The sequence below is a fragment of the Acidovorax sp. 100 genome (assembly GCF_003688355.1).
In the GTDB taxonomy this organism is placed as follows: Bacteria; Pseudomonadota; Gammaproteobacteria; order Burkholderiales; family Burkholderiaceae_C; genus Acidovorax; species Acidovorax delafieldii.
This window is the reverse complement of record NZ_REFD01000002.1, coordinates 199,436-224,637: the sequence shown is the minus strand read 5'-3', so window position 1 is coordinate 224,637 and position 25,202 is coordinate 199,436. Positions and strand designations below refer to the sequence as shown.

Genomic DNA, 25,202 nt, shown 5'->3' with positions numbered 1-25,202 from the left:
TCAAACGTGCCGCCCCAGCTTGTCCAGTAGCCCGTCGGGATCTTGATCTGCGCCAGGCCTTGTTCGGCTTCTGCAACGAAGGAGCCCACATCGCGGCCGCGCACGTTGGCGCTCACCACGATGCGCCGCTTGCCGTTCTCGCGGCTGACCTGGTTAGGGCCGGGGCGAGCTCAAAGGAAGCGACTTCGGCAAGTGGGATGAAGTTGGTCCGCGCTTCCGCAGTGCCCGCTGAGCGAGGCAGCGGGATGGGCAGTCGCTTCATGCCTTCCATGTCATTGCGGATCGCTTCGGGCAGGCGCCAGGATGTCAAATCGCCGATCACCCTCGAACATCGTTCCGGCTTCACGTCCACCGATGGCTGTGGCCACCGTGTCCTGGATGTCGGCCACGTTCAGGCCATAGCGAGCGCCTTCTGGCGGTCGATATTCACCGTGAGCATCGGCAGCCCGGTTGTCTGCTCGACCTTCACCTCCGATGCCCTTGGATCTTCTGCAGCATCGAAGAGATCTCTTCTGCCGACTTGTTCAGGACGTCCATGTCGTCCCGAAGTCTTGACCGCGACGTCGCTGCGCACGCCGGAGATAAGTTCGTTGAAGCGCAACTGGATCGGCTGCGAGAACTCGTAGTTGTTGCCGGGGAATCTTGCCGACACCTCTTGGATGGCGGTAAAGCAGTTCGTCACGAGTCTTGCGTGGCTCGGGCCATTGGTCCAATGGGCTTGAGCCATGATGTAACCCGTCCGAGATGTTCGGCGGGCATGGGGTCCGAGGCAATTTCTGCAAGTGCCGGTTCTGGCAAATACCCGGTCGATTTCAGGGAACTTCTCTTTCAGCGTCCCTTCGATCTGGCGCTGCATGGCGAATAGATTGCGAGAGGCTGGTACCGGGGATTCGCAGCGCCTGGATGGCAAGGTCACCCTCATTGAGTTGGGGAACGAACTCGCTGCCCATTCGGGTCGCGATCAATCCGCAGAGCACCACGGCCACTGCGGCAATGGAGAGCACTACTGCCTTGGCGGACATGACGCGATCCCAGGAGCGGCGCATAGATTCGCTTCGCATGGCCGAGCAGGAAGTTTCCTTCTCGCTGACCCGGTTGCCTATGAACAGTGCGACTGCGGCGGGGATGAAAGTCACCGACAGGATCATTGCGCCGACAAGTGCCGCGACCACGGTAAACGCCATCGGGTGGAACATCTTTCCTTCGACGCCAGTGAGGGCGAAGATCGGCAGGTACACCACCATGATGATGAGCTGACCAAACAGAAGGGCGCGGCGAGACTCTTTCGATGCCAGAAACACTTCATGGAAGCGCTCGGGCCCGTGTCAGTGGTCGACCATGGTGGGCTTGGGCGTGCGCCAGGCGGCGAACGCAGTTCTCCACGATCACAACCGCGCCGTCAATGATGATGCCGAAGTCCAGCGCTCCAAGGCTCATCAGGTTGGCACTGACCTTGTAGTTCACCATGCCGGTGAACGTGAAAAGCATCGACAGCGGAATCACCGTTGCCGTGATCACCGCAGCCCGGATATTGCCCAGGAAAAGGAAGAGGATCACGATCACCAGGATCGCGCCTTCCATGAGGTTCTTCTTCACCGTGCTGATGGCCTTGTCCACCAGGACAGTGCGGTCGTAGACGGTGACCGCGTGCACGCCTTCTGGCAAGTTGCGGTTGATCTCCACCATCTTCTTGTCCACGGCTTGCGACACGGTACGGCTGTTCTCGCCGATGAGCATGAAGACCGTACCGAGCACGACCTCACGGCCGTTGTCCGTGGCAGCGCCAGTGCGCAGTTCCCGGCCGATCGATACGTCGGCGACATCCCGCACACGCACAGGGACACCGTTGGCACTGCTCAAGATCACGTTGCCGATATCTTCCATCGACTTGACCTGGCCAGGGGCGCGAACCAGGTACTGTTCGCCGCGCTTCTCGATGTAGCCCGCGCCAACGTTGCCGTTGTTGCGGTCCAGAAGCAGTGACGATGTCTTGCAGCGTCACGCCGAGGGATGCCAGGCGCTCGGGGATTGGCGCAATCTGGTATTCCTTCGCAAAACCGCCGATGGAGTTGATTTCGGTGACGCCTGGAACATTGCGCAGCTGCGGCTTGATGATCCAATCCTGGATTTCACGCAGGTCTGTCGGGGTGTAGGGGTTGCCGTCTGGCTTCTTGGCTCCATCCTTGGTTTCAACCGTCCACAGGTAGATTTCGCCCAGGCCGGTCGAGATAGGTCCCAGCGCAGGGGTGATGCCTGCCGGCAACTTATCCCGGGCCTCCTGGATGCGTTCGTTCACCAACTGGCGCGCGAAGTAGATGTCGGTGCCGTCCTTGAAGATCACCGTGACCTGGGAAAGGCCGTAGCGTGACAACGACCGGGTCTGCTCCAGATTGGGGAGACCGGCCATGACCGTCTCGATGGGGTAGGTCACGCGCTGCTCTGTCTCCAGTGGTGAGTAACCGGCGGCTTGCGTGTTGATCTGCACCTGGACGTTGGTGATGTCCGGAACAGCGTCGATGGGAAGCTTCTGGTAGTTGAAGACGCCCAGGGCACCCATTGCAATGGGCAGCGAGCAGCACCAGCCATCGCTGCTCGATCGAAAATCGAATCAGTTTTTCAAAACATGTGTGAGGCTCCGTGATCAGTGCGTGTGCTCGGCGGACGCCTTGCCCAGTTCGGACTTCACGACGAAGCTGCCGGACGCTGCGTAGGGCGTTCCGGGCTTGATGCCCTGAAGAACCTCGATACGCTTGCCATCGCTGCGTCCCAACTGCACGGGCTGGGCAATGAAGCCTCCATTGACCTTGAGGAAGACAACAGGCTTGTCCCCAACCGTCTGGACTGCGTCTGCAGCGATCGTCACGGGCACAGTTGCCTCATCAGCCACGACCTCGACGTTCACGAACAGGCCTGGCCGCCATGCTCCCTTGGGGTTATCCAACACCACCCGCGCCTTGGCGGTTCGGGTTTGCTCACCGATGAGCGCGCCCACGAAGGCCACAGTGCCCGTCGCTGAAGCGTCGAACGCGGTGGCCTTGATGGTGACTTTCTCACCGACCCGCACGAGAGGGAGATCCTTGGCTGGAACGTTGATTTCCGCCCACACCTGGCTCAGATCAGAAATCGTGAACACGGCGGCGTCTTCCTTGACGGCTTCGCCGAGGCTCAGATGCTTCTCGATGACGATCCCATCAAAGGGCGCACGCAGCTCAAGCCGGTTCAGGCCCGAGGCGGAAGAGGACGACAGACCCAATGCCCCCAACTTCTGGTTGGCGTTGGCGACAGCAACTTCGGCTTCGTTGAGTGCCTGCTTGGCCTGCAGGTAGTCCTGCTCCGCCGAGACCTTCTGCTCCCAAAGCTTCTTCTCCCGCTCGTAGGTCGTCTTTGCCAAGGCCATGCGCTTTTGGGCCGTCTGCAGCTCGCTGCGCTGCTCCGATGCTGTGGGACTCGCGATAGCGGCCAGCACCTGCCCCTTCTTGACGACCTGGCCCAAGCTGGCGTTAACGCTTTCCACCACGCCAGCAAGGCGTGGAACCACGTGCGAGGTGCGATCTTCGTTGAGGCGGATCTCGCCGGGCAGCAGCAGCGCAGACTTGATGCTCGCAGCAGATGCCGAGTCAACGCCGATGGCTGCCGCCTTGATCTGGGCATCGGTCAGCTCGACCTTGCCTTCTTCCTTGCTCATCACGAACATGAAAGGCTCATTGCCCTTTTGCGCAATGATCTCGATGTCAAACGCGTGTGGTTCTGCCACGCTCTCGCGGCTCACCCACCCGTCCTTTTCCTGGATGAACGAGAGCGTCTGTTTTTTCACCCGTCGGCCGGGTAATTGTTGCGGCGACCGTGGCGGCGCTCTGCGGCAGTGGCGTGTCCTTGTCGAACATCCAGACGCGAAGGCGCGGCTCGCCGCCGTCTTCCGCAAGCAGAGCTTCCAGGCCGAAGTCGCCTTCCTTGAAGAGGCTGCCACCGTTCGTCCCTTGGACTCACTCTTCTCGTGATGCTCCCCGTCGGCATGGCCTTTGTCGTCATCATGGCCCTTGCCATCCGCTTTGCCATGGTGCTCGCCGTCCTCCGTGCCCCTTGGCTTCAGTGTGGGTGCCGTGGCCGTGGCCATCTCCCTCACCGGCCGCAGCCTTCGTCTTGCCTCCCTGCAGAATGAGGGCGCCAGCACCAACGCCCATCGCGATGACGACGGCGATGGCGATCAGGTGCTTCTTGCTGATGCTTGATTTGATGGAGTTCATGGTCGATCTCAGTTTTGCTTGTTGGTCGGTGCATTGGGCGTCTGGCTGCCCAGGAGTCGGTCGATCTCCGCGGCTGCTCGATGGGCTTCGGCCAACGCCTTGAGGTACTGCGACTTGGCTGTGAAGTACGTGCGCTGTGCGTCGAGAACTTCGAGGAAGTTAAATTTGCCGTTCTCGAACCCCACGGTTGCTGCGTCGTAGGCCGACTTGGAACCAGGGAGCACGTCACCTCGCAACGCCTGCACTTCGGTAGTGATCGTTGCCAGTCGATCGTGGGCTTGGGTCACCTCGCTGTGCAGCCGCACGGTGGTGGCTTGCAATTCGTCCCTTGCTTTGTCCTCAAGCTTCAGGGCCTCCAGCAGGTTGCCCTGGTTGCGGTCGAACAGTTGTAGAGGCACAGACACTCCGAGCAGGAGCATGTTGCGCTGTGTCTCATTGCTGCGCTGCATACCTGCGCTCACAGTGACGTCCGGCACCCGCTTGCTCTGCTCCACCTCGGTCAAGGCGATGCGCCGATCCACTTCGACCTTGGCGACAACAACGGCAGGGGATGACGCAACCAGGGATTGCAGCGCCGCGATATCAGGAACGGCAGGAAGGCTCTCGGCCTCGCCTTCCAGCAGGAGGGTCATCCCGGTGGTTCGGCCCAACAGTGCATAGAGGCGGGTCAGTGCATTGCGCTCTTCGCCCGCCGCCTGCGCCAACTCCACGCGTATGCCGGCTTCCGCAACGCGTGCCTTCGTCTCCTCGACGGGGGAGACCTTGCCCGCAGCCACACGCTTCGCAACGGTGTCAGTGGATGACTTGGCAAGCGCTGCACTGTCCTTTGCCAAGGCCAACCGCTCTTGGGCCGTCAGTGCTTCGAAGTAGGCGGCAACCACATTGGCACGCACCGTGGATTTCACCTCAGCGAGCTGAGCCTGTGCCTGCTCCCGGGCCCTTTCCGCGGCCTTGGTCCGTGCCGTGCGCTTACCGCCGAGTTCAATCGGAAGGTTGAGCTGCCAGCTTTGCGTGCGCGTTTTGGACCGGGTGTCTTCGAGCGAGTACGCAAACTCCGGATTTGGGCGCGCGCGTCCCTGAATGACTTGCCCTTCTGATGCCTCGACCTGGCGCATGGCCGCGGCAACGTCTGCATTCCCTTCCAGTGCCAAGTCGATGGCCCTGGCCAACGACAACGGGGCTGCGGACGACGCCAACGCGCTGTGAGCAATTATCGATTGGCTTCCTTGGGTGCCTGCGGGCACGCCCTGGGCGAGCGCGACCGATCCGCTCGCAAAAATCGTGGCGGCAACAACTGCTGTGACCGCAAAACTCTTTCGGCCGGGTACAGCGACCAGGCGATTTGAAACATGAATTCCCTTGAACATCCGATTCTCCAGTGACCTTGAAACACGGGGAAATCGGCGGGATGGCAACAACAACGTCACCTAGCTGCTCAAGTCCATTTCGGCTGCGGCGCGCGCGGCGACTCCGCCCTATCGAAGGCGGATAAAGAATGGATCGAGGAAGAAGCCCCGCCGATTAGGCGAGGGAGGGCCACTGAGGGCGGTCTGGGGGGATGGGGCTGACGCCTGCTAGCGGTGACAAGACCGGGGCGTTCATTCCGTTACCGCGATCTGCAGGCATTTTGGAATCTGGCACGTAGACTGCACCGAGTCCAAGGCCATGGCATGAGCGGCAATCGGGGTCGAACTTGTCGAGATTCTTCTCGCCCACTTTGGCGTTGCCAACGGTCGTATCCGATTCATGCTGGTGTTCGTGATGACCCACGTGCTGCACAGTAGAGGCGGACGTAGCGCGCTCATGCTGGCAGTACGAAGCTACCGCAGCCCAGCTGAACTGGAGCGGTAGCAGTACGAGCATCAAAGCGACGACCCAGCGACTCATTTTTTCAGTCTAGCATGGCAAGTTGAATTCTGAGCACTAGGTATCGAAGAACAGCGCCGCAGCTTCACATGCCTCGGACGCTCCCCGTGTAGCCGCGTTCCGCTGCCACGTCCGCAGTGTGACTGCCACGGTACATGCCTGGAAATACGTCCTTGAGCATGCGCCCGTCTTCACCATTGGCGACGATCTCTCCGTGAAGAATTGCCTCGGCCAGTTCATGTTTGACTTCGTCGCGCGACTTCGGCGAAACAGCCGCCACTGCCTGCGAAGGATAGCTCCCTGGAGCGATCTCATTCAACTTAGCACCAGATTCGCCAGCGGCCATCATCTCTCCTGACTTGATCGCTTGGCCCAGTTCCTGCTGCACTTGCTCACGCGTCTTCTTGGGCGCGGTTGCTGCTTGCGCAGGATAGGCGCGGGGGTTCATTTGGCGTAGCGTCATGCTCGACTCACCGCTGCCCATGATGTCGCCGCTGCGAATGGCTTGGAACAGTTCAGCGCGAACCTGTTCACGGGTGAGTGGAGCCGATTGCGCAGAGGCGAGCAGAGGTGCGGCGCCCAGAGCGGCGAGAAGGAGTGCGGTCTTGAATTTCATGGTGTGGTCCTTTGAGTTAATGTGATTGAATAAATGAAGGGCGGATTACGGCAGCTGTTGGGCGTTGACCCACCCAGCTTCGCCGCCCATGTCGCGCATGCCATCTGCTGTGATCGGGTTGCGCTTGGCATATTCGAGCTCCTGCAGCACCTGGTCCCGGCTCTTGGTGAGGGTCGGCGCTTTGACGAGCGGGTAGGTGGCGGGATAGCCACGGCTGATCCATTGGAGCGAGCCGTCTTGCTGGGCTACAAGCACGGTATTGCGAACGGAGTCCCGGCTCACGGTGTTACCCAGGTGGTCGGGAGTAAACACAGCTCCCTGCTCCTGCACTGGGCTGGCGTGATAGGCCGACGCGGCGAACGAAGTCGTAGCGACGGTGGCCAGGCCAACGATGATGAGTGCGTTGCGAACTTTCATGATGTTCTCCAGTTGCACCGGACGCCTCTTTTTTTGGCTACCGGGGTGACACGCTTTGCATCACGAAGAGAAGTCTAAAAATCTCGCCCTATCAAGGCAGTGACTGCCGGATTACGCTTTTGACAGCTTGGATCTCCACTGCTGAGTTGGATACTCTTCGAACCTGAAACCTTGGGGCTGGCGGGAGGGCTCCTGATAGCAAAGTCGCTCAGTCCCCAAAGAACATACAAGATCGAAGCGGTCGCGCCGATCACGGGGCCAGGCCTCCGTGCGCCTGTCGGCGAGCAGGCCGAGTAGGTGGATGGCAAGCAATCAGGTAATTTCGGAGGGGCAAACTCGTTACTTTTCTTGCAGTTGATGTCGCGTTAAATGCGAAAGCCCCCATTGCCGACGCAAGATCAGAATGGTCTCTGCCGACCTGGAGCTGCCACGCTGAAAGTCGGTTTAGCAGCGATTGCAGTCGGTCAGGGTTATGTCGCTGGCTGGCCGCTGACCGCCAAGAAGCGGGCACTGGCTTTTGGCCACCTCCGGGTAAGTCACCCCGCCCGTCACCAAGCGTTCCATAGGTCGGCTGCCGCATCGACGAAGGCATCGCAGTTGGCCTGGTTCCAGCACACGTGGTGGCCATCCCGCAGCAAGTAGTACTGCTCGTTGGCGCAGACCAGATCCTTCTTGACGGCGTCACTGCGGTACCAGTTGATCACATTGACGACGCAGGTCTGGTAGTCGGTGTGGAACTTTTCGCTCGGCACGTTGTACAGCAGCCCCTCGAGGTAGTACGACGGGGCGACCCCCTTGGCGATCATGCCGTCGTCGACCAACCGGCTCCTCATGTTCTTGAAGATTCGCGCGACCGGCTTGAACCACTTGGAGGTGTCCTTGTGCTTCTGCGTCAGATTGGCGGAATGCTGTCGCGGGTAGTTCGCGATGCGCTCGCCCTTGGCGTTGTAGAAGCAGATGCCCTCGGTGAACTCCGAGTCGCTGATCGATTTGAACTTCGTGTACCGGCGGAACTGGATGGCAGAAATCACATCGGCCTTGCGCCGGGATCCGTTGGCGTCGATGGCGATGGCCTTGTCGCCGACTTGGACTGCATTGCCGTACTGGTCGACAAGCACTTTGACCACGTCTGCCTTGAACTCCACGTGTGTGTATGTGGCGCCGGTGAAGGCTGCTTGGTAGGCCGCCTTGTCTTCCTCGGAAAGCCGATCAATGTCCCTCTGAAAACAGTCATTGAGGCAGATGACGATGTCCACGTCGCTCTCGGCGTAGATGTTCGTGTCGTTGCCGTAGGAGCCCTGCAGGAAGACCTTGAAGTTCTTGCCGGTGTACGGCGTGCCGCTGCCTTCCAGGATGCCTTTGATGCTGTTGTACGTGGTCGACGACTGCGTGATGGACCCTTGGTGCGACCACGTATCGAGTTGGGATTCAGGGATGGCCATGGTTCGAGGTCTTTCAGAGCAGGAATGTGGCCAGTTGCTTTTCGTGCGCCGAGAAAGACTCTCGGCCGCGCGTGAACAGGACGTTCAATTTCCTGACGTCGTGCTCCAGCAGATCGGTGGCCATGGCCGGCTGGGTGAAGGCGTCGCTGATGCGGATGGTTGGCACGTCGTGAAACAGCACCTGACGCAGCTGGTCCATGGACTGGGTATTGATCTCCAGCGTCTTCTGCAGCAATTCGACACCGTAGAGGAAGTTCTTGGCGAACCACATGCTGAGCTTCTTGGGCTCCGGATAGACGCCACAGCCGACGCTGACAATGCGGATGTCCTCGCGCGCCCGCTTGAGCGCGTGCACAGCGTCGGCGATCGCATACAGGGTCGGGTTGTTGGCGCAGTACCCACCGTCGATCAATTCGATCTGCTCGCCCGTTGACGTCTTGACTGTGGTGCGCTCGAAGAACGGATAAGCAGAACAGGATGCCTGCACAGCGTCAGCGATTCGAACGCCGAAGCCTGGTACGAACGTCGCAGGCCGGCCGTGCGCCTGCTCGACGCTGCCCTTGAAGATCATGGGCCGCTCGCTCAGCCACTTCGCGGCAACGATGCCAACGCGAGTCTTGACGTCGGTGAACGCAGCGTCGAGGAACACCTCGTTGGCCAGCTTGTTGAGCGCCCTGGTGCGTGTCGCTCGCCTTCGGTTGGACATCACCTTGGGCACATGCTCGCGATAGAGCGCCAGGATTTCCTCGACCGTTTTACCCAGTGCTATCAGCGCCGCGATGATGGACCCGGTGCTGGTCCCGAAGATCAGGTCGAACTTTTCATGAAGTGGGCAGCCGCTCATCGCCTCGATCTCCTTAAGCACCCCCAAGGTGTAGAAGCCTTTGGCGCCACCGCCGTCCAGCGTCAGAACGCGCAGCGGCTTCGCCGGCGCGTCAACGGTATCCAGGATAGTCATTGTTCCCTCACTCGGTATCGCCGCCACGTCAGGCGGTTGCCGTCACGGATCGCAGCGTGGACCTTAGGCCGTCCATCGTCTGCTTGGCCGGGTCAGCGACGCCATGCTCTCTCGCGACCTGGCGGACCAGGTCGTCCATCTCGACCGACAGGCTTGTGAGCCCTTCGAACTTCTTCTCGGTATCCAGGATGGTGCGAAGTCCATCCGGCGTCTTGAGCTTTTTGGCCTCGGTGCGGTGCACCGCCAGATAGTCGAGGTGGCGCTGTGCCTCTCCAAGAATGGACATCTCGGAGACGATGCCGTAGCGGAGCCACAGCTCGTTGGCGTGGTACATCAAGGCCGCAATATCAAAGCTGGGCAGCGCGACGGTGCGGCCGTCGGCTTCCATGTCGGCCTTGAGCTGCTTGCACAGGCGGATGGCCTTGCGCAAACCGCCATAGGTGGCGTTGCATTGCTCGGTGATTCGGTGGATGTGCAGGAACGGCAGGTTCTCGATCGTCTTGCCGTTTTTGACATCGAGGATGGTGACGCCGCGGTCTCGCTCGAGCTGCGACAGTTGGTACTCGGCGGTGTCATGCCAGTGTGATGGAACAACGTCGACAAAGCGCCGAAGTGATCCCCCCGAGATGCTGACCGCCTTGGAGCCAGGTTCCACCGTAGCCCGCGGAAACGCGTCCTCCAGACAGGTGATGATCCCGCGACGAAGATTCGTCAGCACCGTGGAAGACATCCTGGCAGGCAGGCCAAGGTACACCCCGCGGCCGGCCATGACGCCGTGGCGGTCGTAGGTGAGATGACTCCTGTCTAGCGCTAAGAGGTCGACGTCGCTAACTCGTCGGATATGGACGTCGAGCGCGACCGAGCCCTGGATGCGGTACTCGGTCGGAATTCCTCGCGCGGCCAATCGCGGCTTGAGTTGATCCTCAACCCGTTTGGCCTCCTCAAGGCTCACCCGCGTGTACTGCGCGTCAACGGGCTGCATGGCCCCAATCGCATAGGCGGTGAACGGCTTGCTCTGGCGCTTCTCCTCCCACGACTCGTTGGATGGCGTCAGCGACTTGATCAACGCGTCGCGGGTCTCCGCCGCGTCCAGCAGCGTCCGCGTTGGACGGTCATCACCCACGCGTCGGGCGCGCAGTTGGATCAACCGCTTCTGTATGTCGGCCATGCGTCCTCCCTGGACTTACTCGTTCTGGCACTCCCCTGAGCGTTCTTGCGCCCTAGGAGTTGCTTGGCATGAACCGCGATGTTAGCGGTGTTCCAGGGACCCCCGCCCCTTTGTGCGCTGCGTCCTGATGCCACTGGTGCAGATCCTCATCTCCAAAGCACGACGAACACACCCGATCGGGCATGACCACTCCCTTATTGTTTTGCTTCCGCTCAGGGGCGGAAGCAGTCACCCGAAACCGCTGAGGCGAAGGACTGCAACCAGCCTGAAGCAGCCCACCGCCCCTCCCCTCCACATGCATCGATACATGAACCGCCTCAAATGAGGCGGCATTAATTTCTCAATACGGAATTTCCCCGACGGACTTTATTTACGTCCGACGCACTTTATTTGTTGGAGTCACCGGCCATAGGCCTTGGAGTTGCTGGTTTTGTCGGATGCTGTATATTTATCCAGTGTGAAGCATGACCCACAGCCTATCCTCATCTCCGACCAGCCGCTGGTGCTGCCGGTGGGCGGTGACGTGGTGCGTGCAGGCTTTCCATCACCCGCTGAGGACTTCCATGTTGATCGCCTGGATCTCACAGCCATCCTTGTGACGCATCCCCAGGCGACGTTCCTGCTACGGCTGCGCGGGGACTCGATGAAGGACGCGGGGCTCTTCGACGGGGATCTGCTGGTGGTGAACCGCGCCCTCAAGCCCGTGCACCAGGATGTGGTGGTCGCCGTGGTGGACGGAGAGTTCACCTGCAAGTCGCTGTGGCTCAAGTACGGGCGCATGAAGCTGGTGGCAGCGAACCCAACGTACCCTGAAATCGTCCCGAAAGACGGGCAGACAGTCGAAATCTGGGGCGTCGTGACGGCCTCGATCAAGCGCTTTCGCGGGGGCGGCAGGTGAGGTGGCCATGTTCGCGCTTTTTGATGCATCCAACTTCTACGCCTCGGTAGAACAGAGCTTTCGTCCCTCCCTGCAAGGCCGTCCTCTCGTTGTACTTTCCAATAACGATGGCTGTGCAATTGCCCGAAGCCAAGAGGCAAAAGCACTCGGGATCAAGATGGGGGCTCCCTGGTTCAAGATTTCCCATTTGAGCGAGTCCCACGGCCTGCTGGGGCTCTCGGCAAACTTCACCCTGTACGGTGATATGTCCTCGCGCCTGATGAGCCTCATAGCGGGTTTTGGCTATCGGACGGAGGTCTATTCAATCGATGAAGCGTTCTCCGGCTGCGACGGTATCCCCGGTGACCTGACCGAGAGGGCATTCAAGGTCCGGGCCCGCATACGCCAATGGATCGGTCTGCAGTGCGGTGTGGGCATCGGGCCGACGAAAACGTTGGCCAAGCTCGCGAACCACGTCTCCAAGGACGCAGAGAGGAAACCGGGCAGCTATCCGGCGCACCTGGCGCAGGTGTGCAACCTCGCGACCTTGAGTGCTGACGAGCTGAAGGCGATCATGCAGGCGACCGCCGTGGGGGATGTGTGGGGGGTGGGCCGCAAGATAGGCGCGCAGCTCGTAGAGGCCGGCGTGCTCACTGCTTGGGATCTGTCGAGGATGGACCCTGGTACCGTTCGGCGTCGCTGGAACGTGGTGCTCGAACGGACCGTGCGCGAGTTGTGCGGTCAATCGTGCATGGCCCTGGAAGATGTGCCCACCGATAAAAAGCAAATCGCGGTAACCCGGTCCTTCGGCCGTCCGGTGACAACACTGGAGCCATTACTGGAGGCCGTGAGTGAGTTTGCGTCACGCGCGGCAGAAAAACTCAGGAAGCAGGGGAGTTTCGCGGGCCAGCTTTATGTTTTTGCCCACAGTTCGCCTTTTCGCCCACCACCCCAGTTTTCGCGCGGAGTAGTCGTGCCTTTGCGCAGGCCTACTGCAGACACATCCATTCTGGTCCAAGCAGCTCGCGCGGGAGTGCGCCGGATTTATGAAGACGGATACCAGCTGCAAAAAGCAGGCGTGATATTGCTGGATCTGGCCAGTTCCACGCTCCACCAAGGTGAACTCGATTTGGAAGATTCCGAGCCAGAAGACCAGTCGCATTTGATGACCACGATTGACCGATTGAATCGGCGATACGGGCGGGGCACGGTTTTTGTCGGGGGAACGGGAGTGGGTACTGAACGCGCATGGGGAGCCAGGCAGATGCGGCTCACACCGCAATACACCACGCGCCTTGAGGATATCCCAGTCGCTCGCGCATAGGCGCACCAGCGAGGTAATAGCCTCGGCCAGAGAAGCCATTTTCGCGGTTGGGAGGGCGTTTGCAGGGGGCTATTGCCTCTAGATAGCTCGTATTGAGAAATAATCCTGCATTCATATGCCGCCTTGTTGAAATGATTTGCGGCTTAATCGCTGGTTTGTATTTGTGCCTTATCCGGTGAAAACAGATAATGACTATTGGGCTTCTGTTGAATCTTTCGCGGGGGATGCAAGGATGAAAAGGCTTGATTTGGTCGAATACGACTGCGGGCCGGGGTGTTCCTCGTATGGGCAAGTCATAGCCGCAGATTTAGACGCTGAAATCGTGAAGGTCCGCGATTTTGAGGATGGTTCCGTCTGGCGGGGGCTTATGGACCATGCGCGGGTGCTTGGGGAGCAGGAAATCCGCGAAGCTTTGCTCTTCTCTGGGGGCTACGCTAGAAAATTGCTGCCACCTTTTAAAAACACTCCGAAATAGAGCCGGTCTAACCAAACGGGCGGGTTTGTAATGAGGCGCAGGAGGCCCCAAAAACAAACTTTCAAGCTCCAGCCGGGGGGGATTACTTGGGGGCTCTGAAGGCTTTTTGGGCGCGAGGACGCCCATCAATGAATCTGGGGGCTCTATTACAAGAGACGGCAAACCCTCAGCCCGCAGAAATACCAGAGAGCAGCGGTGAGCAATTCCCGCTTTATATGGTCGCGCCGGGGGGCTGCGCCACTAAGACCGGAAAAGGCGGCTTGTCGGTGAAAAAGGTCGCAAGAGCGATTTCAGCGCCGCCGCGCCTCACCGGGCCCAGAGAGACGATTTCTTCTTGGGCTACCACCGAATCAAAACCCGACGCGGGACAAACCGCCAGAGTCGCCACAAGCCCAATGGCTTACGCGTAGCTCGTCGTATCAAAAACCATCTATCGCAATCCTACTGTGGTCGAAAGTGCGGCCAGCGAATTCGTATGCGAATTCCGAACGGGGAGCCAGGGTGCTGAAGCCTAGAAACAGGACAAATACCGAGCGCCAAAAGGTGCAGATACCGGTTGAGGGGGGAAATTGAATCTACGGAAATGAAGGGGCGGCACTAAACGCTGTCGGTCTGATGGGGCGACGTGGGCCGTCTTCAAAATCGATGCGCAACTACATAGAAATGCATCTACATAGGGCCTCAGCTATCGCCGCGATTGAAACGATTCCGCGAGGGGGGATTCGCCCCGTCAATAAAAGCCTCGGAAGCCCGCAAAAGGTATAGAGAAGGAGCCCGTGGGAGCGCTTAACCCCGAGACGCAGGGAGCCAAACTACGGCGCGTAGATTTCTTCGGGGTAAAGAAGGCAGGGGACAAAGCACGGAGGCGGTAGAGCACGAACACCACGAGGGAAATACCCAGCTAGCACATCCATCCCCGTCTGAAATGTCAAAGGCCCCATGTGCATCTACATAGGGCCCAGGTTTAAGTGCAAGTGAAAAAGACGATTGTGGGTCAAGCTGCGGGTTCTATTGCTTTTACATAGGCCCGAGGGCCTTCGACGCTCTACTCGCTGTCGGTCTCGTCATCCGCCAGGGTTGAGTCGCCCGGATTGGCTTTTGCGACCTTGATGGCATTTCGAACCGAGATGATGGCCTTAACAATATGCCTTGCTTGACGCCTAATAACCTGAAGCTTCTGTTCCGCCTTCATCACCTCAGCAATTTCCCACTCTTTAGCGAAGACTTTCAATTTGTCTTCGGTGTAGCCTAGTGTTGTTGCGTTCTTTGCAATATGGACTCTGATACTGGTTCTAGCGGATTGCTTTCCAAACCACCTAACTCCTGTCCACTTCAAATCCAAGTGGTTGCCCTTCCTGGTGCATGAGAGCTGCAGCGTGCTCCTCGACTGCCAGCCCTTCGCGCTCCCCTCCACACCGTCTACAAAACTCATGTAGCTGTCCGAGACTTCATGGGCTTGGTCATAGAGGTCGCTGATGCACTGTTCAAGGGCCGCAATGGAGGCGTCGTACAAAGACTGTTCACTCATGGGTACATTCACTTCTTTACTTTGGATTGACCTACCCTGTACCTCCATCCCGAGCGAGGATGCCTTCTGCAGGTGCGGTTCAAGGGATGAATCTACTAGGCAGGTTGATCCTAGTAGGATGAACTTACCCATGTTCCGGTGTTCGCCAGGGACGGCGCCAAAAACTCGTTCATCCTAATAGGATGGATGTACCCCCCAAAACCATCCTATTAGGATGAACCACTTTTGGCCGTGTTTGCGCATTGTACAGCGTTGATGGTTGCGCAACCACGTCAAACACCCCCAGTAGATCGTTTTCAGGATGAATCCATAGGGTGAATCCATCCTATTAGGATCAACATGCTTACAATGACTGTTCTGAAGGTTTGACGCCATACACGGTCCTCGGGTGATGCCCGAAGTCACTCTGTAGTGCGACAAGCCCCGGCGATACGGCTATACGCTGGTGCGACTGGACTGCGGCTGTACTTCCGCAAGAATTGCTAGAAATTGCAATTCGTGTACAATTCAATTGCAATTAATTTTAGAGGATCGTGTAATGAACGTAGTTGGCATTGATGTCGGGTATTCGAATCTGAAGCTTGCGTATGGTCCTGCAGATGGCGCGTTGAAAACCGTAATTCGCCCCGCTGGTGCAGCACCCAAAGAGCATTTCGGGAGTCGTTTTGACGGTCGTTCGCAAGATGACTTCTTGCATGTTCAGGTAAATGGACAGGAGTTTGTTGCTGGCGTCTCCACAGATCGTGCGGAAATGTGGGAACGCTCCCTCCATGCTGATTACGCAAAAACTGATTCGTATAAAGCACTTTTCAATGCTGGTCTTCTCCTTACTGAAATGAAGGAGATTGACCTGCTTGTCACCGGCCTTCCAGTTTCTCAGTTTCAAGATGAGTCGCTGCGTGCAGATCTGGAAGCTCGGTTTTCAGGTGAGCATCAGGTGACCAAGAAGCGCACGGTTAACGTGAAGAAGGTCAAGGTCGTCGCGCAGCCAATTGGTGGCCTTCTCGATTACGTCAATGAAGTGGAAGAAGGGCCTGAAGATCAACGCATTACGGATGAGCATCGAATCCTCGTAGTTGATCCTGGCTTTTACTCGCTGGATTGGGTATTGGTAAGCAACGGTCAATTGCAGCGGCAATCTAGCGGTACGAGCATCAAAGCGTCTTCTGTTTTGCTGGAGCAGGCAGGCATTTTTATTGCCGAAGAGCACGGAGCAAAAGTGAGTGTCGAAACGCTTGAAAATGCAATTCGCTCCGGCAAGGAAAGCATCTTGCTGATGGGTGAGCGTGTCGAACTTGCTCCTTTCCTCAAGAAGGCAAGTGAAACTCTTTCGTCTGTCACAGCCACTTCGATTCAAAAGGCTCTCCGCGTGGAAAGTATGTCTCCTGACGTTATTGTTCTGGTCGGCGGTGGATCTTCGTTCTTCCAACAGGCAATTCAGGAGGCATTCCCTCGTCTGAAAGTGGTATCGCCTAAAAATCCTGTGCTTTCGAATGCGCGTGGATTTTGGCTGCTCGGTGGTGCTTCTGTATGAGCGGCAAAAGCCTGAAAGTCGTTGTCGAAATTAACGAGGCGTACCCGCTTTTGCATAGTGCATTTGCGCGGATTCCGGCTAATGTCAGATCAGAACGGCTTCGGGCTTTGGCAATGATCGGTATGTACCTCGAAAGCGGATCAGAAACTTTCAGGGGCATTCCGGTCAACATGGAGGTTGTTGACGGGCAGCTCGAACCGATCCAGTTCGCAGTGTTTATTGGCGAAACACAGCCCAAGTTGCTGGATCAGTTGAGCAGTATTTCTAAGCGCGCTAGAGCCGAACGTTTGAGGATATTGGCACTTCTGGCGCTCTATTCAGAGACGGGGAAACTTGTAGTGGACGGGAGTAAGCCAGCAATACAAGTATCTATGGCGGCTGAACCTAAATCTCAGATTTCGTCGGGGAGCCCGCGCTCAAGACAACCTGCGATACCGACGAATGCAGATGACGTGGAGTCTCTTCCGAAGCCTGTTGACCGGGTAAAAGAGGTTGCAGGTAGTCCAAGCAATACCGAGATGGCTCCAGTTGCATCGCCTACGACCGACGCCAGTAATAGGGTTGGCAAAGGTGTTCGAAGCTTTGCACGTTCTTTGGGTTAATGGAATGAATGAAGATCTGAAAAACACTCAGTCCGCAAGTCTTGGCTCCTGGACCGTGGGCATACCCCCAGAGGGAGTCCGAGTCGCCATGGCTTGCCGTAAGTGGTTCGGTATGCACAACGAGCGGTATGTGGAGGTCATTGCCCACGACCCTTCGATGTACCTTGAGTCCCTCGGCCTGGAAATGATGATGAAGCCATCGGTTACCGTCATTTATGGCAGTGTTTTCACCCAGGGGAATACCACCTGCATCCTCAATGAACACGGAATGCCAGTAGGCGCGTATCCCAATTCCATTCTGGCCTGGACCCGAGTGCCTGAAGATTTATTGCAGAACCTGCAAGCTGCGGTCTTGACAGACCTGGCTGTGGGACTCGCCAGCAAGCGCGCCAAGTCGTCGTAGGCAGGCCTGTTTCTGCGGAGCGCGTATGCGTCAAGAGTTTGTGCGTGGAAAGCGCCGGTACATCCTCAGCCTGGATATTGACTTGTTCGAGGCCTGCGTAATCAACCGACATTGGTATGGTGAGACAAATCGCCGTCATGGGCGCAGGCAGGAACTATTCACAGATTTGGGAGTGGCCCAGTCAAGGTTCACGGCAGTGCAAGCCTACCTAGTGAGTCGCGGTTATGAGCCGCTTTCACGATGATTAGGTGGGACGGTGCGTCGCGCGCCCTTCAGACACGGAGATAAGCGGATGACTTCTTTTGGTGAGGGCTTGCTTCCCCGGCATGCTGGAGTTTTACCAAGTTTTGCCGCGCACATGGTACGGAGGAGAATTCGTTGTTCGGCGGGCGAGATTTCAGGTGATGACCTTTTGGCGTGGTGTGGCACTCTGCCCAGCGAACGGCGTGCCGCTGAGATTCGAACGATCTTTGTGGATGGGCGTCGAAACCGCTTCGCAGAAATTTGGAATCACCCGGTGGGGGTCCGTTTGTCGGATGGGTGGGAGCAAGCCGTAGCCCCTACCGACCGTGACCGCATACGGGCCTTGGTTGCCACCCTGCAAACTCCCGCCGAATTTGCAACCCTCACCCTGAGGGATGTGAAGACTGCGCTGAGTAGATCCGTAGGGGATGTTTTGGGCGTACTTGCAAGACTTGAGGCGCTTTACTGGACGCCTGCTGCGAACCAACTGCGGCAAGCTGAGCAGGTGGACGAACAGGCTCAGGCCACCCGCGAAGTCACGGATGAGTGGAGAACGAGGGTTCGCATTGCCGCCAGTTCGAGCTGGGTTGCCAACCTAGACATTCAAGACATTCGGTTTCCCCGTCAAAGTTCTCTGCCGGTAGCGCAATGGCTGTTAGATCGGGCCGGTGCGTCAGAGATCTCGCCAGCCTCAATGTTTTTCTGCGAGCAGCTTATCGCGGCCGACAAGTGCGATTGGCGGACCGAGCTGGAGGCCATTACACGGGTGGCGATGCGTGTATCTGAGCGGCGTCCGGGGACCGAGTTGGCGAAGGAGCGGTGGGTTGGAATATTCCTGAGCCGCTTCAGCGGACCCACCGGCAAGACCCTGCAGCAGGTGGGCGACGAGTACGGCCTGACCCGTGAGCGAGTACGCCAAATCTGCGACGCCGTGATCCAGGTGTTACAGAGCCGTCCGATAGCAATGCCCGCGTTGGACAAACTGATGGCTGCGGCTGCGCGAATTGCCCCAGTGCATGTTGACGAGGCGGATGTAGAGCTGGTCAATCTGCTCGGGCCTGGGGTCGGCCTCAGAGCTGCCCTTGAGTTTGCTGAGTTGACGGGTAGGCAGACGGTCGCACGATCAGCCTTTGCCAAGACCAGGACCCCCGATGGTTACGCCGCTGTGCGGGTCCTTCACAGTGATGCCGCCCAGCTGCAGTGGTTTCAAAAGGCCATCTCCTTTGCCCATAGGGAATGCAAGGCGGTAGGGTGTACGAATCTGCTGCGAGTCGCGGGCCATCTGAGTCTGAAAGAAAGGGTCTCTGCAGATCCTGAAGAACTGCTCGCGCTTTTCAAAGGCTTGCCAGGCTTCAGGCTTCTTGAGGAAGAGTGGAGTTGGTTCACGTTGCCAGGGGGGCTGGAGTCAGCATTGGCTACTCGTCTAAAAAAGCTGCTGTGCGTATCGACGCAGAGTGTCGGGATCGATGACTTGCTCGCTGCCATCGTGACGGACGACAGGCTCTTTTTTGAAATGGGGCGTACCCTCAGCTTGCCGCCATTTCACATCCTGGTCGAGCTGCTCTCAGGGTGGCCATGGCTGCACGCAGACGGCCACAATAAATACAGGGCGCGAGAGCCGATTCCGAGGCAAGATGTTCTTTCCGCGCTTGAGTTGCAGGCACTGGAAGTGATGGAGGCCCACCATGACGTGGCGACCCGAACAGATCTGGCGAAGGCTGTTGTAGGGGAGGGTGGGGTGAGCAACATGGCCTTGAGCGCCGCCCTGTCTACATCGCCCATCTTTGCGAAGGTCGAGCATGCCGTGTACCGCGTCAATGGCAGGCCATTGCAGGTGCAAGGCCTGGTGGAGGCACGAAAGCGACGGTTGATTGAGACAAGGACTGCGGTGTTGCCGGAGGATTTAGACGCCAGCATGCCCCTGTCAGTGACCCTGAGGCAGTCTGGTTCGCTGCCCCCGGTGAGGCGGGTCGTTTATCTACCAAGCGCCTTCGGTGGGCTGCTTTCAGGAACCTTCGAGCACGCGCGAAGGCTTTGGCCAGCCATCGCCATCGGCTCGAACCTGCAAATCTCAAAGCTCGCGGATGTGGCCGCAGACCAGGGCATCGGTCCCAAGCAATCCTTCAACGTGGTCTTCGATGTCGAGAGCCGCACCTATGAGCTTGCGATCCCATGACCAGGATGAGCGTGAAGCAGGGGAAAGTGCGATCCCCAACGGCAGAAGAGGCGAAAGTCATAGCCGGAAAGCCCATGCGTTGGGCGGTACGCAACGTCTCCGGCCAGGCGGTCTCCATCTGCGACCTTCGCCGTGATGAAACTGGCCTTGCATGCAAGTGCACCTGTCCCGCGTGCGGCAGTGCTCTTCAGGCTGTCAATGCGGGGGTGGGCCGGGAGCATTTCCTGCGCGCCAATACCCTCGGTCAGTTTTTCCGCCACGAGACGGGCCAGCAGCGTGACAACTGCCTAGTCGTCATCGCGCGGCTTGCGGCGCTGCAGTTGCTGGTGGAGCAGCGTGAGATTGATCTGCCCCCGCCGACACGCAGGGCATTGGTACCCGGTATTTCTGGTCACTTGTACCAGGGCGAGGCGACAGCAACGCGCCGACGCATGTACGTGAGCGAACATACGTGGATCGATTCGCAGCTGGCTTCCATCACCCTGGATGACGGACACACCGTATTGCTGCGCCTGGACACGCAGCGCACTGTGAGAAACGAGGGCGACTATGACGCCATCATCACGATCACAGTAGATAACCCGGATGTAGCGTCGTGGGACATGGCGGAAATACTCGCCAAAATGAAGATCGGCGATGAGGTGCAGTCGTGCTGGGACAAGCATTGGGAAGATGAAGAACTCCAAAGCATGGCGACCCAAGACGCCGAGCAGCAAGCCACGAAGTACCTGGATCTGCTCCCGTCCGTGCTTGGGGACCTTGATGGCCTGACGCCAGCACAAAAATCGGAGAGCCTTCTTCACCATGTGATCAAGTCAATCCTGCTGCAGGCGCACTCGATAGTTTCACCGGTCTACTCGGAGCCGCTGCACCGCTACATGGCGGACGGAGAAACCATCTCCCGTGAGGTCATGCTTGCTCTGGGGGATCTGGGCCTGAGTGGCACCGTTTCAGAGTGGCCGATAGCTGGCATCGTTGCGGATGTCTTCTGCAGAGTGCGGCCCACCCGTGGAGAGCCATTCGATCTCATCATTGAAGTTGCTGTGACACACAGGGTCGATGAGGTCAAGCTGAAGAAGATTGAGGCGATGGGTGTTGCCTGCCTTGAAATCGATGTGCGCGGGTTTCGCCAAAAAGGCCGCGTCACGGTGGATGAACTGACGGCCGAGGTGTTGCGCAATCCTGGCAACAAGCGCTGGGTCTACCATCCGCTAGTAGCCGCGCTGCGCGCTGAAGTACACCAGGCGCTTGATGAAGTCGATAAGTCCAGAAAGGAAGCCCTCGCCCGAGAGCACCGCACGCGCCGATGGCTGGACTCATTGACGCAGGAACAACTGCTCAAAGTCTACCGTCAGGCCTTGGTCCAGCATTGGCAGTGGGGCCGCGCTGGGGTCGTATCCGGTCACTTCATTGAGTTGCATGACCTCCACCAGCGGCTGGTGGACATCGGGTTCCCAGATGCCGACGAGAGCGCCCTTGTCGAAAGAACTGGGGTTCTTCACTTCCTCCACTTGGCAAGATCACACAGCCACGCACCAGTGCCGGCGAACATCTCGCTGACCGACATGTGTAGCGCTCTTGCGCACTCACGCGAGTTCCGGTCGCTCATCACTTACTGCTTGATAGGGCTGAAGGTTTACAAGCCAGTCATCCGGGGAGCGCCTGGTGCTGAAATGGAATCTATGCGGTTGCACGTAGCAAACTCACTGCAGGCTGGCGAAATCCAATTTGCTCGTTCACGCAAGTTTGACGCGCTCATCGCCGCGTTGTTTCCCGAACTCGCCTCCAGCCTGGAAGCAGAGTTCGGGACTCAGGAGCATGCCAGGGGATTACAGAAAGCAAAGCGCGAACGAGAGAGTGCTCGGATCGAGCAGGCGCGGGTGTCTCGCGTGGCACTGGAAGCGGCCATGAAGCGAGAGGAAAACCGACGAGCCGTGAACCAGGCCATTTTCAATGTCAGTCGGCAAGGGTGGCAGGCGAAGCTGGGTCTCGCCAGCGATGTCGAACAGATTCTTGCCCACCACGATATGAAAATCGCTGCGAAACGATTCAACGCCTACGGAGTGGACGTTCGGGAGGTGCTGACCTCTGCATGGAACGCGCGGGAAATGGGCACCACGCTGATTGACTGGTTTCAGGGGCAACACTTCGACCATCCTGACCAGGTGCACGCCCTCAAAAGTCTGCTTAAGCTGGGGTCTCCTCGTTTTCAGTGCAATAAGTGACGGTACGAAAAGCTAGCACTGGCGCGGAGGTGGTGTTGGTAGATCGTTGATTTCATTGACTTTCCTGTTCACTTTCAAATCTGCGATTCGTGGCGTCAAACCGTGGTCGGTTTCATCCATTGGTGCCAGTTATCGATGCATTTGGCCGCGAAGGCAGGATTTGGTCAGCATAGCGGTCAACCGGGAAGCGAAACACACCCCGCAAGTTGATGCTCTCCAGCCTGGTGGGCGCAATCTTCCCGATCAGTTCCGGTGGAATGACCTGGCGGCGGTTCGACCAGCGATCCAGGACCGCCTGCATCTGTGAGGTATTCCACGCCATCACGATGTTGGCCATCAGGCTCAACGCATCGGCCACAGCCTGCATTTCATCGACACGTTTGGCCTGCGCCGGGCTGATCCGGCCGGTATAAATGGCGCGCTTGAGGGCGTTAACAGCCTCGCCCCGATTGAGCACCCGGCGCAACTCGTTCCTGAAAGCGTCCTTGACAAAGTAGTCAGCCAAAAACGCCGTACGCAGCAACCGCCCCAATTGCACGCCAGCCTCATAGATTGGATCGCCCTGGGCGGCAGAACCGAACCGCGCAAGAGCTGCCACCGCACTGGCATGTCCGCTCATGACCGAGGCTGCCAGGTGCACCAGACTATCCCAATGCTTTTCGATCAAAGCGACGTCGACATTGGCTTCGCACACCGCAGCGATTTCTGCGGGCACTTTGGTGCCGCGTGGCACAAAGAGGTGGCGCTGTTTGAGTTCCTTCAACCGCGGGCAAAGATCAAAACCAAGCAAACGGGCATGTGACATGGCAAAGTCGGTGTAGCCATGGGTATCCACAGCAAGCTGGCTGGTCTCCAGCTTTTCTTGGCGGATGACACCTTCAATGGCCACGCCCGCCTGGCGCTCATTGAGCACAAAGGGCTGCGCATGGAAGATGCCCCACCGGTCTTTTACATGGGAGTAGATTCCAATGGAAGGTGTGTTGCGCCGAGGATCAAGCCGGGCTTGCCACACCCGTTTGGTGGTCTCCATGCTCATCATGTCAGAAGATGCCAAATCGGACCGCCCCCAGGTGGCGGCAATCGGGTGTCGCTGCATGAATTCCAGCACAGCCTGGCAGGCCTGGCTCAGACGCCGTTCGTCCCGCGCCCAGCGCATGGCCTGGCGAATGCTGGTGGCAGACAATTGCGGAATCATGCGCGCGCATTCGACCGCAGTCAGACTGGTGCCGTGGGCCATGATGCCGGCATAGACCATCAGCAGCTCGTCGGTAGAGCGCGGCTCACGTCCGAGCATGATCCAGCTAAAGCGCACCTGGGCGTCAACGGCCAGAATCACTTCCGGCAATTGAACCTCACCGATGCGGTGATCCAAAGCCGCGCGCAGCTTGGTCACTTCTGGGTCTTCGTCCTCTGCGGGCAATGGCGACAAATGGAGTTCATCATCCACGCGCAGTACGCCACTGCGGGCTGCAGCGGCCACCGCATCGACACCGGCAGTTACTCTGGCCAGCAAAGGCTTCAAGAAAGTGGCAGCCTTGCTGGGTAACGATAGACGGGCATAGTGTTTCTTGGACTCTGCCTGCCAACGCTCGTCCGTGAAGAACAAGCGCGCACGACCCCGAAAGCTCAGGCTGTGCTCAATCCAGACCGAGCCATTGCGCACCGCGCGGCGCAGGGCAAACAGGGTGGCCACCTCCAACGCCTGAAACGCCCGTTCCCGGTCTGGGCTGGAGATCGAAACCTGCCAGATCATTCCCAGACTTGGTGCCACCACTTCAACTGGCAGCTTTCTGGATCCTTTGAGATATAAAGCTTGCAGCTTGGCAAGGTACTCGATGGCAGGATGCTCGCCGGTGGCCTGCCAGGGCAGCTTTGCAATGGCGACGAGCAACGACCGCACGGGGCGAATTCCATCAATCAATCCCTCGCGGACCAGGGAGGCCCTGCTCGGTGGTTTGCGTTTCTGGGTTTCGGTGATCAAGGCTTCAAGACGGGCACGCAACTCAGCATCTGGCACCGCACCTTGCGCGCTCAAGGCAACAAGTTCGCCGAGCAGCGTTTTGTACATTGCGGCCCAATTGACGGTAGCGGGGACATCGGCGGCAGCCTGACGCCACAGATCGGCGATCCGGCGCTGCACCATAAGGATCAACTGGTCTGTGGTGGTGAACAGGCAATACCGAAGAAAGCATGCGACCTCCACGGTGCGCGCTGGCTCTTTGATCTTGGCTCCGGCTGAGGGCGGCCTGGAGACAAGTCGGCGCGCGTAGCGGCGCAAGATGAGATCGGGGATGTCTGCCAGGTGCTTATGAACGTCCAGCGTGTAAAGCAGGTCGATGCGCTCCAGTACCTCGCTGATTTGGCGGGTTGAGTGTTTCGCCGGTGCAGCCCATAGCCAACTCTGCTGGGTTTGTCCATCTGGGCGCAGCTCTGAAACTGAGGCTCGCCAGCGATCAAGTGTTGCTGGATCAACGCTGGCGGCGATGGCGGTGCCTGTTTCAACTTCAAGCTGGGCAAGTGCCGCCGCAATCAGTGTCCGAATTGCCCGCTCGTGCACGATCACCAGCTTGTTCTTGTACAGCCATTGACGCGCCCGCACGAGTAGCTGATCGCGGTCGGCGCAGCGCGCCACTTCGTCGCGCAGTTCACGTACCAGTGAGCGGCGCTGGTGCTCGCTCATCCACTGGAATCCAAGGACCGTGCAGGCTACTTGTTGGTGATCGAATAGCGTGCGCCCGCGTTCATACATGGCTCTCAGCGAGGCGACTTCTGGTGCTGCAATGCCAAGCTCGTTGCCAAGGTGGCGCCACAAGGCTACTGGAATTACCCGAAAGGCACCGAGCAAACGCCCACTCATGCGCAGGAAACCAATATGGAGCGCCAGACCAAGCTTGTGGGAATCACCTCGGCGTGCATTGATTGCGTCGCGCTCGGCACCATCGAAGGTGAAAAATGCCTTCATCTCGAAGTCGCTGATATCGCGGGGGAGCCCACGCATCCCCAAAAACGTTGTGTGCCAACCCTGCATCGTGAACCTCAAAAGTGGGAGGCCACCATACCCGTTTACAAAGCGAACAGGAAAGTCAATGAAATCAACGGTCTAC

Annotated in this window: 19 protein-coding genes and 3 pseudogenes; 7 read left to right on the top strand and 15 right to left on the bottom strand. The window is 58.4% G+C overall.

The annotated features are described in order from the left end of the window. The 13 genes and pseudogenes from C8C96_RS25265 to C8C96_RS24545 all read right to left on the bottom strand — a co-directional run. Positions 1–152 (bottom strand): annotated as a pseudogene (locus tag C8C96_RS25265) (efflux RND transporter permease subunit); the annotation flags it as partial. A gap of 239 nt (positions 153–391) precedes the next feature. After that, positions 392–856: an efflux RND transporter permease subunit gene (locus C8C96_RS25335; protein ID WP_255424932.1), complete on the bottom strand. Its 465-nt coding sequence runs from the start codon at positions 854–856 to the stop codon at positions 392–394. Next, entirely contained in the window at positions 813–1,301 is a 489-nt protein-coding gene (locus tag C8C96_RS25330; protein WP_255424931.1) for an efflux RND transporter permease subunit, read from the bottom strand. The genes C8C96_RS25335 and C8C96_RS25330 overlap by 44 nt, the downstream gene beginning before the upstream one ends. Position 1,302: 1 nt before the next feature. After that, the gene (locus C8C96_RS25325) at positions 1,303–1,914 is read right to left on the bottom strand and encodes an efflux RND transporter permease subunit (RefSeq protein WP_255424934.1); all 612 of its coding nucleotides are present in this window, start codon (positions 1,912–1,914) and stop codon (positions 1,303–1,305) included. 121 nt (positions 1,915–2,035) lie between these two features. Continuing rightward, positions 2,036–2,557, bottom strand: a pseudogene (locus C8C96_RS25320) (efflux RND transporter permease subunit); the annotation flags it as partial. A gap of 84 nt (positions 2,558–2,641) precedes the next feature. Then, positions 2,642–4,244, bottom strand: a pseudogene (locus tag C8C96_RS24575) (efflux RND transporter periplasmic adaptor subunit). A gap of 8 nt (positions 4,245–4,252) precedes the next feature. After that, positions 4,253–5,611: a TolC family protein gene (locus tag C8C96_RS24570; protein WP_056637599.1), complete on the bottom strand. Its 1,359-nt coding sequence runs from the start codon at positions 5,609–5,611 to the stop codon at positions 4,253–4,255. 154 nt (positions 5,612–5,765) lie between these two features. Beyond that, positions 5,766–6,131, bottom strand: coding sequence for a cation efflux protein, CzcI family (gene czcI / locus C8C96_RS25490; protein ID WP_343736098.1), 366 nt, complete (start codon positions 6,129–6,131; stop codon positions 5,766–5,768). A 64-nt stretch (positions 6,132–6,195) separates the two neighbouring features. Further along, a complete protein-coding gene (locus C8C96_RS24565) occupies positions 6,196–6,726 on the bottom strand; it encodes a DUF4148 domain-containing protein (protein WP_056637596.1) in 531 nt (176 codons plus the stop codon). A gap of 45 nt (positions 6,727–6,771) precedes the next feature. After that, a complete protein-coding gene (locus C8C96_RS24560) occupies positions 6,772–7,143 on the bottom strand; it encodes a hypothetical protein (RefSeq protein WP_056637592.1) in 372 nt (123 codons plus the stop codon). Positions 7,144–7,691: 548 nt separating this feature from the next. Continuing rightward, positions 7,692–8,585, bottom strand: coding sequence for a nucleotidyltransferase (locus C8C96_RS24555; RefSeq protein WP_199737511.1), 894 nt, complete (start codon positions 8,583–8,585; stop codon positions 7,692–7,694). Between the two features lie 13 nt (positions 8,586–8,598). Further along, the gene (locus C8C96_RS24550) at positions 8,599–9,543 is read right to left on the bottom strand and encodes a patatin-like phospholipase family protein (RefSeq protein WP_121943785.1); all 945 of its coding nucleotides are present in this window, start codon (positions 9,541–9,543) and stop codon (positions 8,599–8,601) included. Between the two features lie 28 nt (positions 9,544–9,571). After that, complete coding sequence (locus tag C8C96_RS24545; RefSeq protein ID WP_121943784.1) at positions 9,572–10,711, bottom strand: hypothetical protein; 1,140 nt, start codon at positions 10,709–10,711, stop codon at positions 9,572–9,574. A gap of 478 nt (positions 10,712–11,189) precedes the next feature. On the opposite strand from C8C96_RS24545, the gene C8C96_RS24540 reads away from it, so the two are divergent. Next, positions 11,190–11,609: a LexA family transcriptional regulator gene (locus C8C96_RS24540; RefSeq protein WP_233584430.1), complete on the top strand. Its 420-nt coding sequence runs from the start codon at positions 11,190–11,192 to the stop codon at positions 11,607–11,609. 7 nt (positions 11,610–11,616) lie between these two features. Then, positions 11,617–12,912, top strand: a complete 1,296-nt coding sequence (locus C8C96_RS24535) for a Y-family DNA polymerase (protein WP_121944332.1) — start codon at positions 11,617–11,619, stop codon at positions 12,910–12,912. A gap of 1,520 nt (positions 12,913–14,432) precedes the next feature. Here the strand turns inward: C8C96_RS24535 and mobI are convergent. Beyond that, a complete protein-coding gene (gene mobI / locus C8C96_RS24525) occupies positions 14,433–15,047 on the bottom strand; it encodes a conjugative transfer protein MobI(A/C) (protein ID WP_147455766.1) in 615 nt (204 codons plus the stop codon). 406 nt (positions 15,048–15,453) lie between these two features. Between mobI and C8C96_RS24520 the strand changes: the two genes are divergently transcribed. From C8C96_RS24520 to C8C96_RS24505, 5 genes are all read left to right on the top strand, one after another. After that, complete coding sequence (locus tag C8C96_RS24520) at positions 15,454–16,449, top strand: ParM/StbA family protein (RefSeq protein ID WP_121944318.1); 996 nt, start codon at positions 15,454–15,456, stop codon at positions 16,447–16,449. After that, the gene (locus C8C96_RS24820; protein ID WP_147455765.1) at positions 16,446–17,051 is read left to right on the top strand and encodes a hypothetical protein; all 606 of its coding nucleotides are present in this window, start codon (positions 16,446–16,448) and stop codon (positions 17,049–17,051) included. Before C8C96_RS24520 ends, C8C96_RS24820 begins: the two co-directional genes overlap by 4 nt. 4 nt (positions 17,052–17,055) lie before the next feature. Beyond that, positions 17,056–17,454, top strand: coding sequence for a hypothetical protein (locus C8C96_RS24515; RefSeq protein WP_147455764.1), 399 nt, complete (start codon positions 17,056–17,058; stop codon positions 17,452–17,454). Between the two features lie 586 nt (positions 17,455–18,040). Continuing rightward, positions 18,041–19,873 (top strand): sigma factor-like helix-turn-helix DNA-binding protein, encoded by a 1,833-nt coding sequence (locus C8C96_RS24510; RefSeq protein ID WP_158605803.1) that lies wholly within the window; start codon positions 18,041–18,043, stop codon positions 19,871–19,873. 5 nt (positions 19,874–19,878) lie between these two features. Continuing rightward, a complete protein-coding gene (locus tag C8C96_RS24505; protein WP_147455763.1) occupies positions 19,879–22,098 on the top strand; it encodes a hypothetical protein in 2,220 nt (739 codons plus the stop codon). A 112-nt stretch (positions 22,099–22,210) separates the two neighbouring features. On the opposite strand, the gene C8C96_RS24500 is transcribed toward C8C96_RS24505, so the two are convergent. Continuing rightward, on the bottom strand, positions 22,211–25,126 hold the full coding sequence (locus C8C96_RS24500; RefSeq protein WP_003049965.1) for a Tn3-like element IS1071 family transposase: 2,916 nt from the start codon (positions 25,124–25,126) through the stop codon (positions 22,211–22,213). Positions 25,127–25,202: the final 76 nt, after the last annotated feature.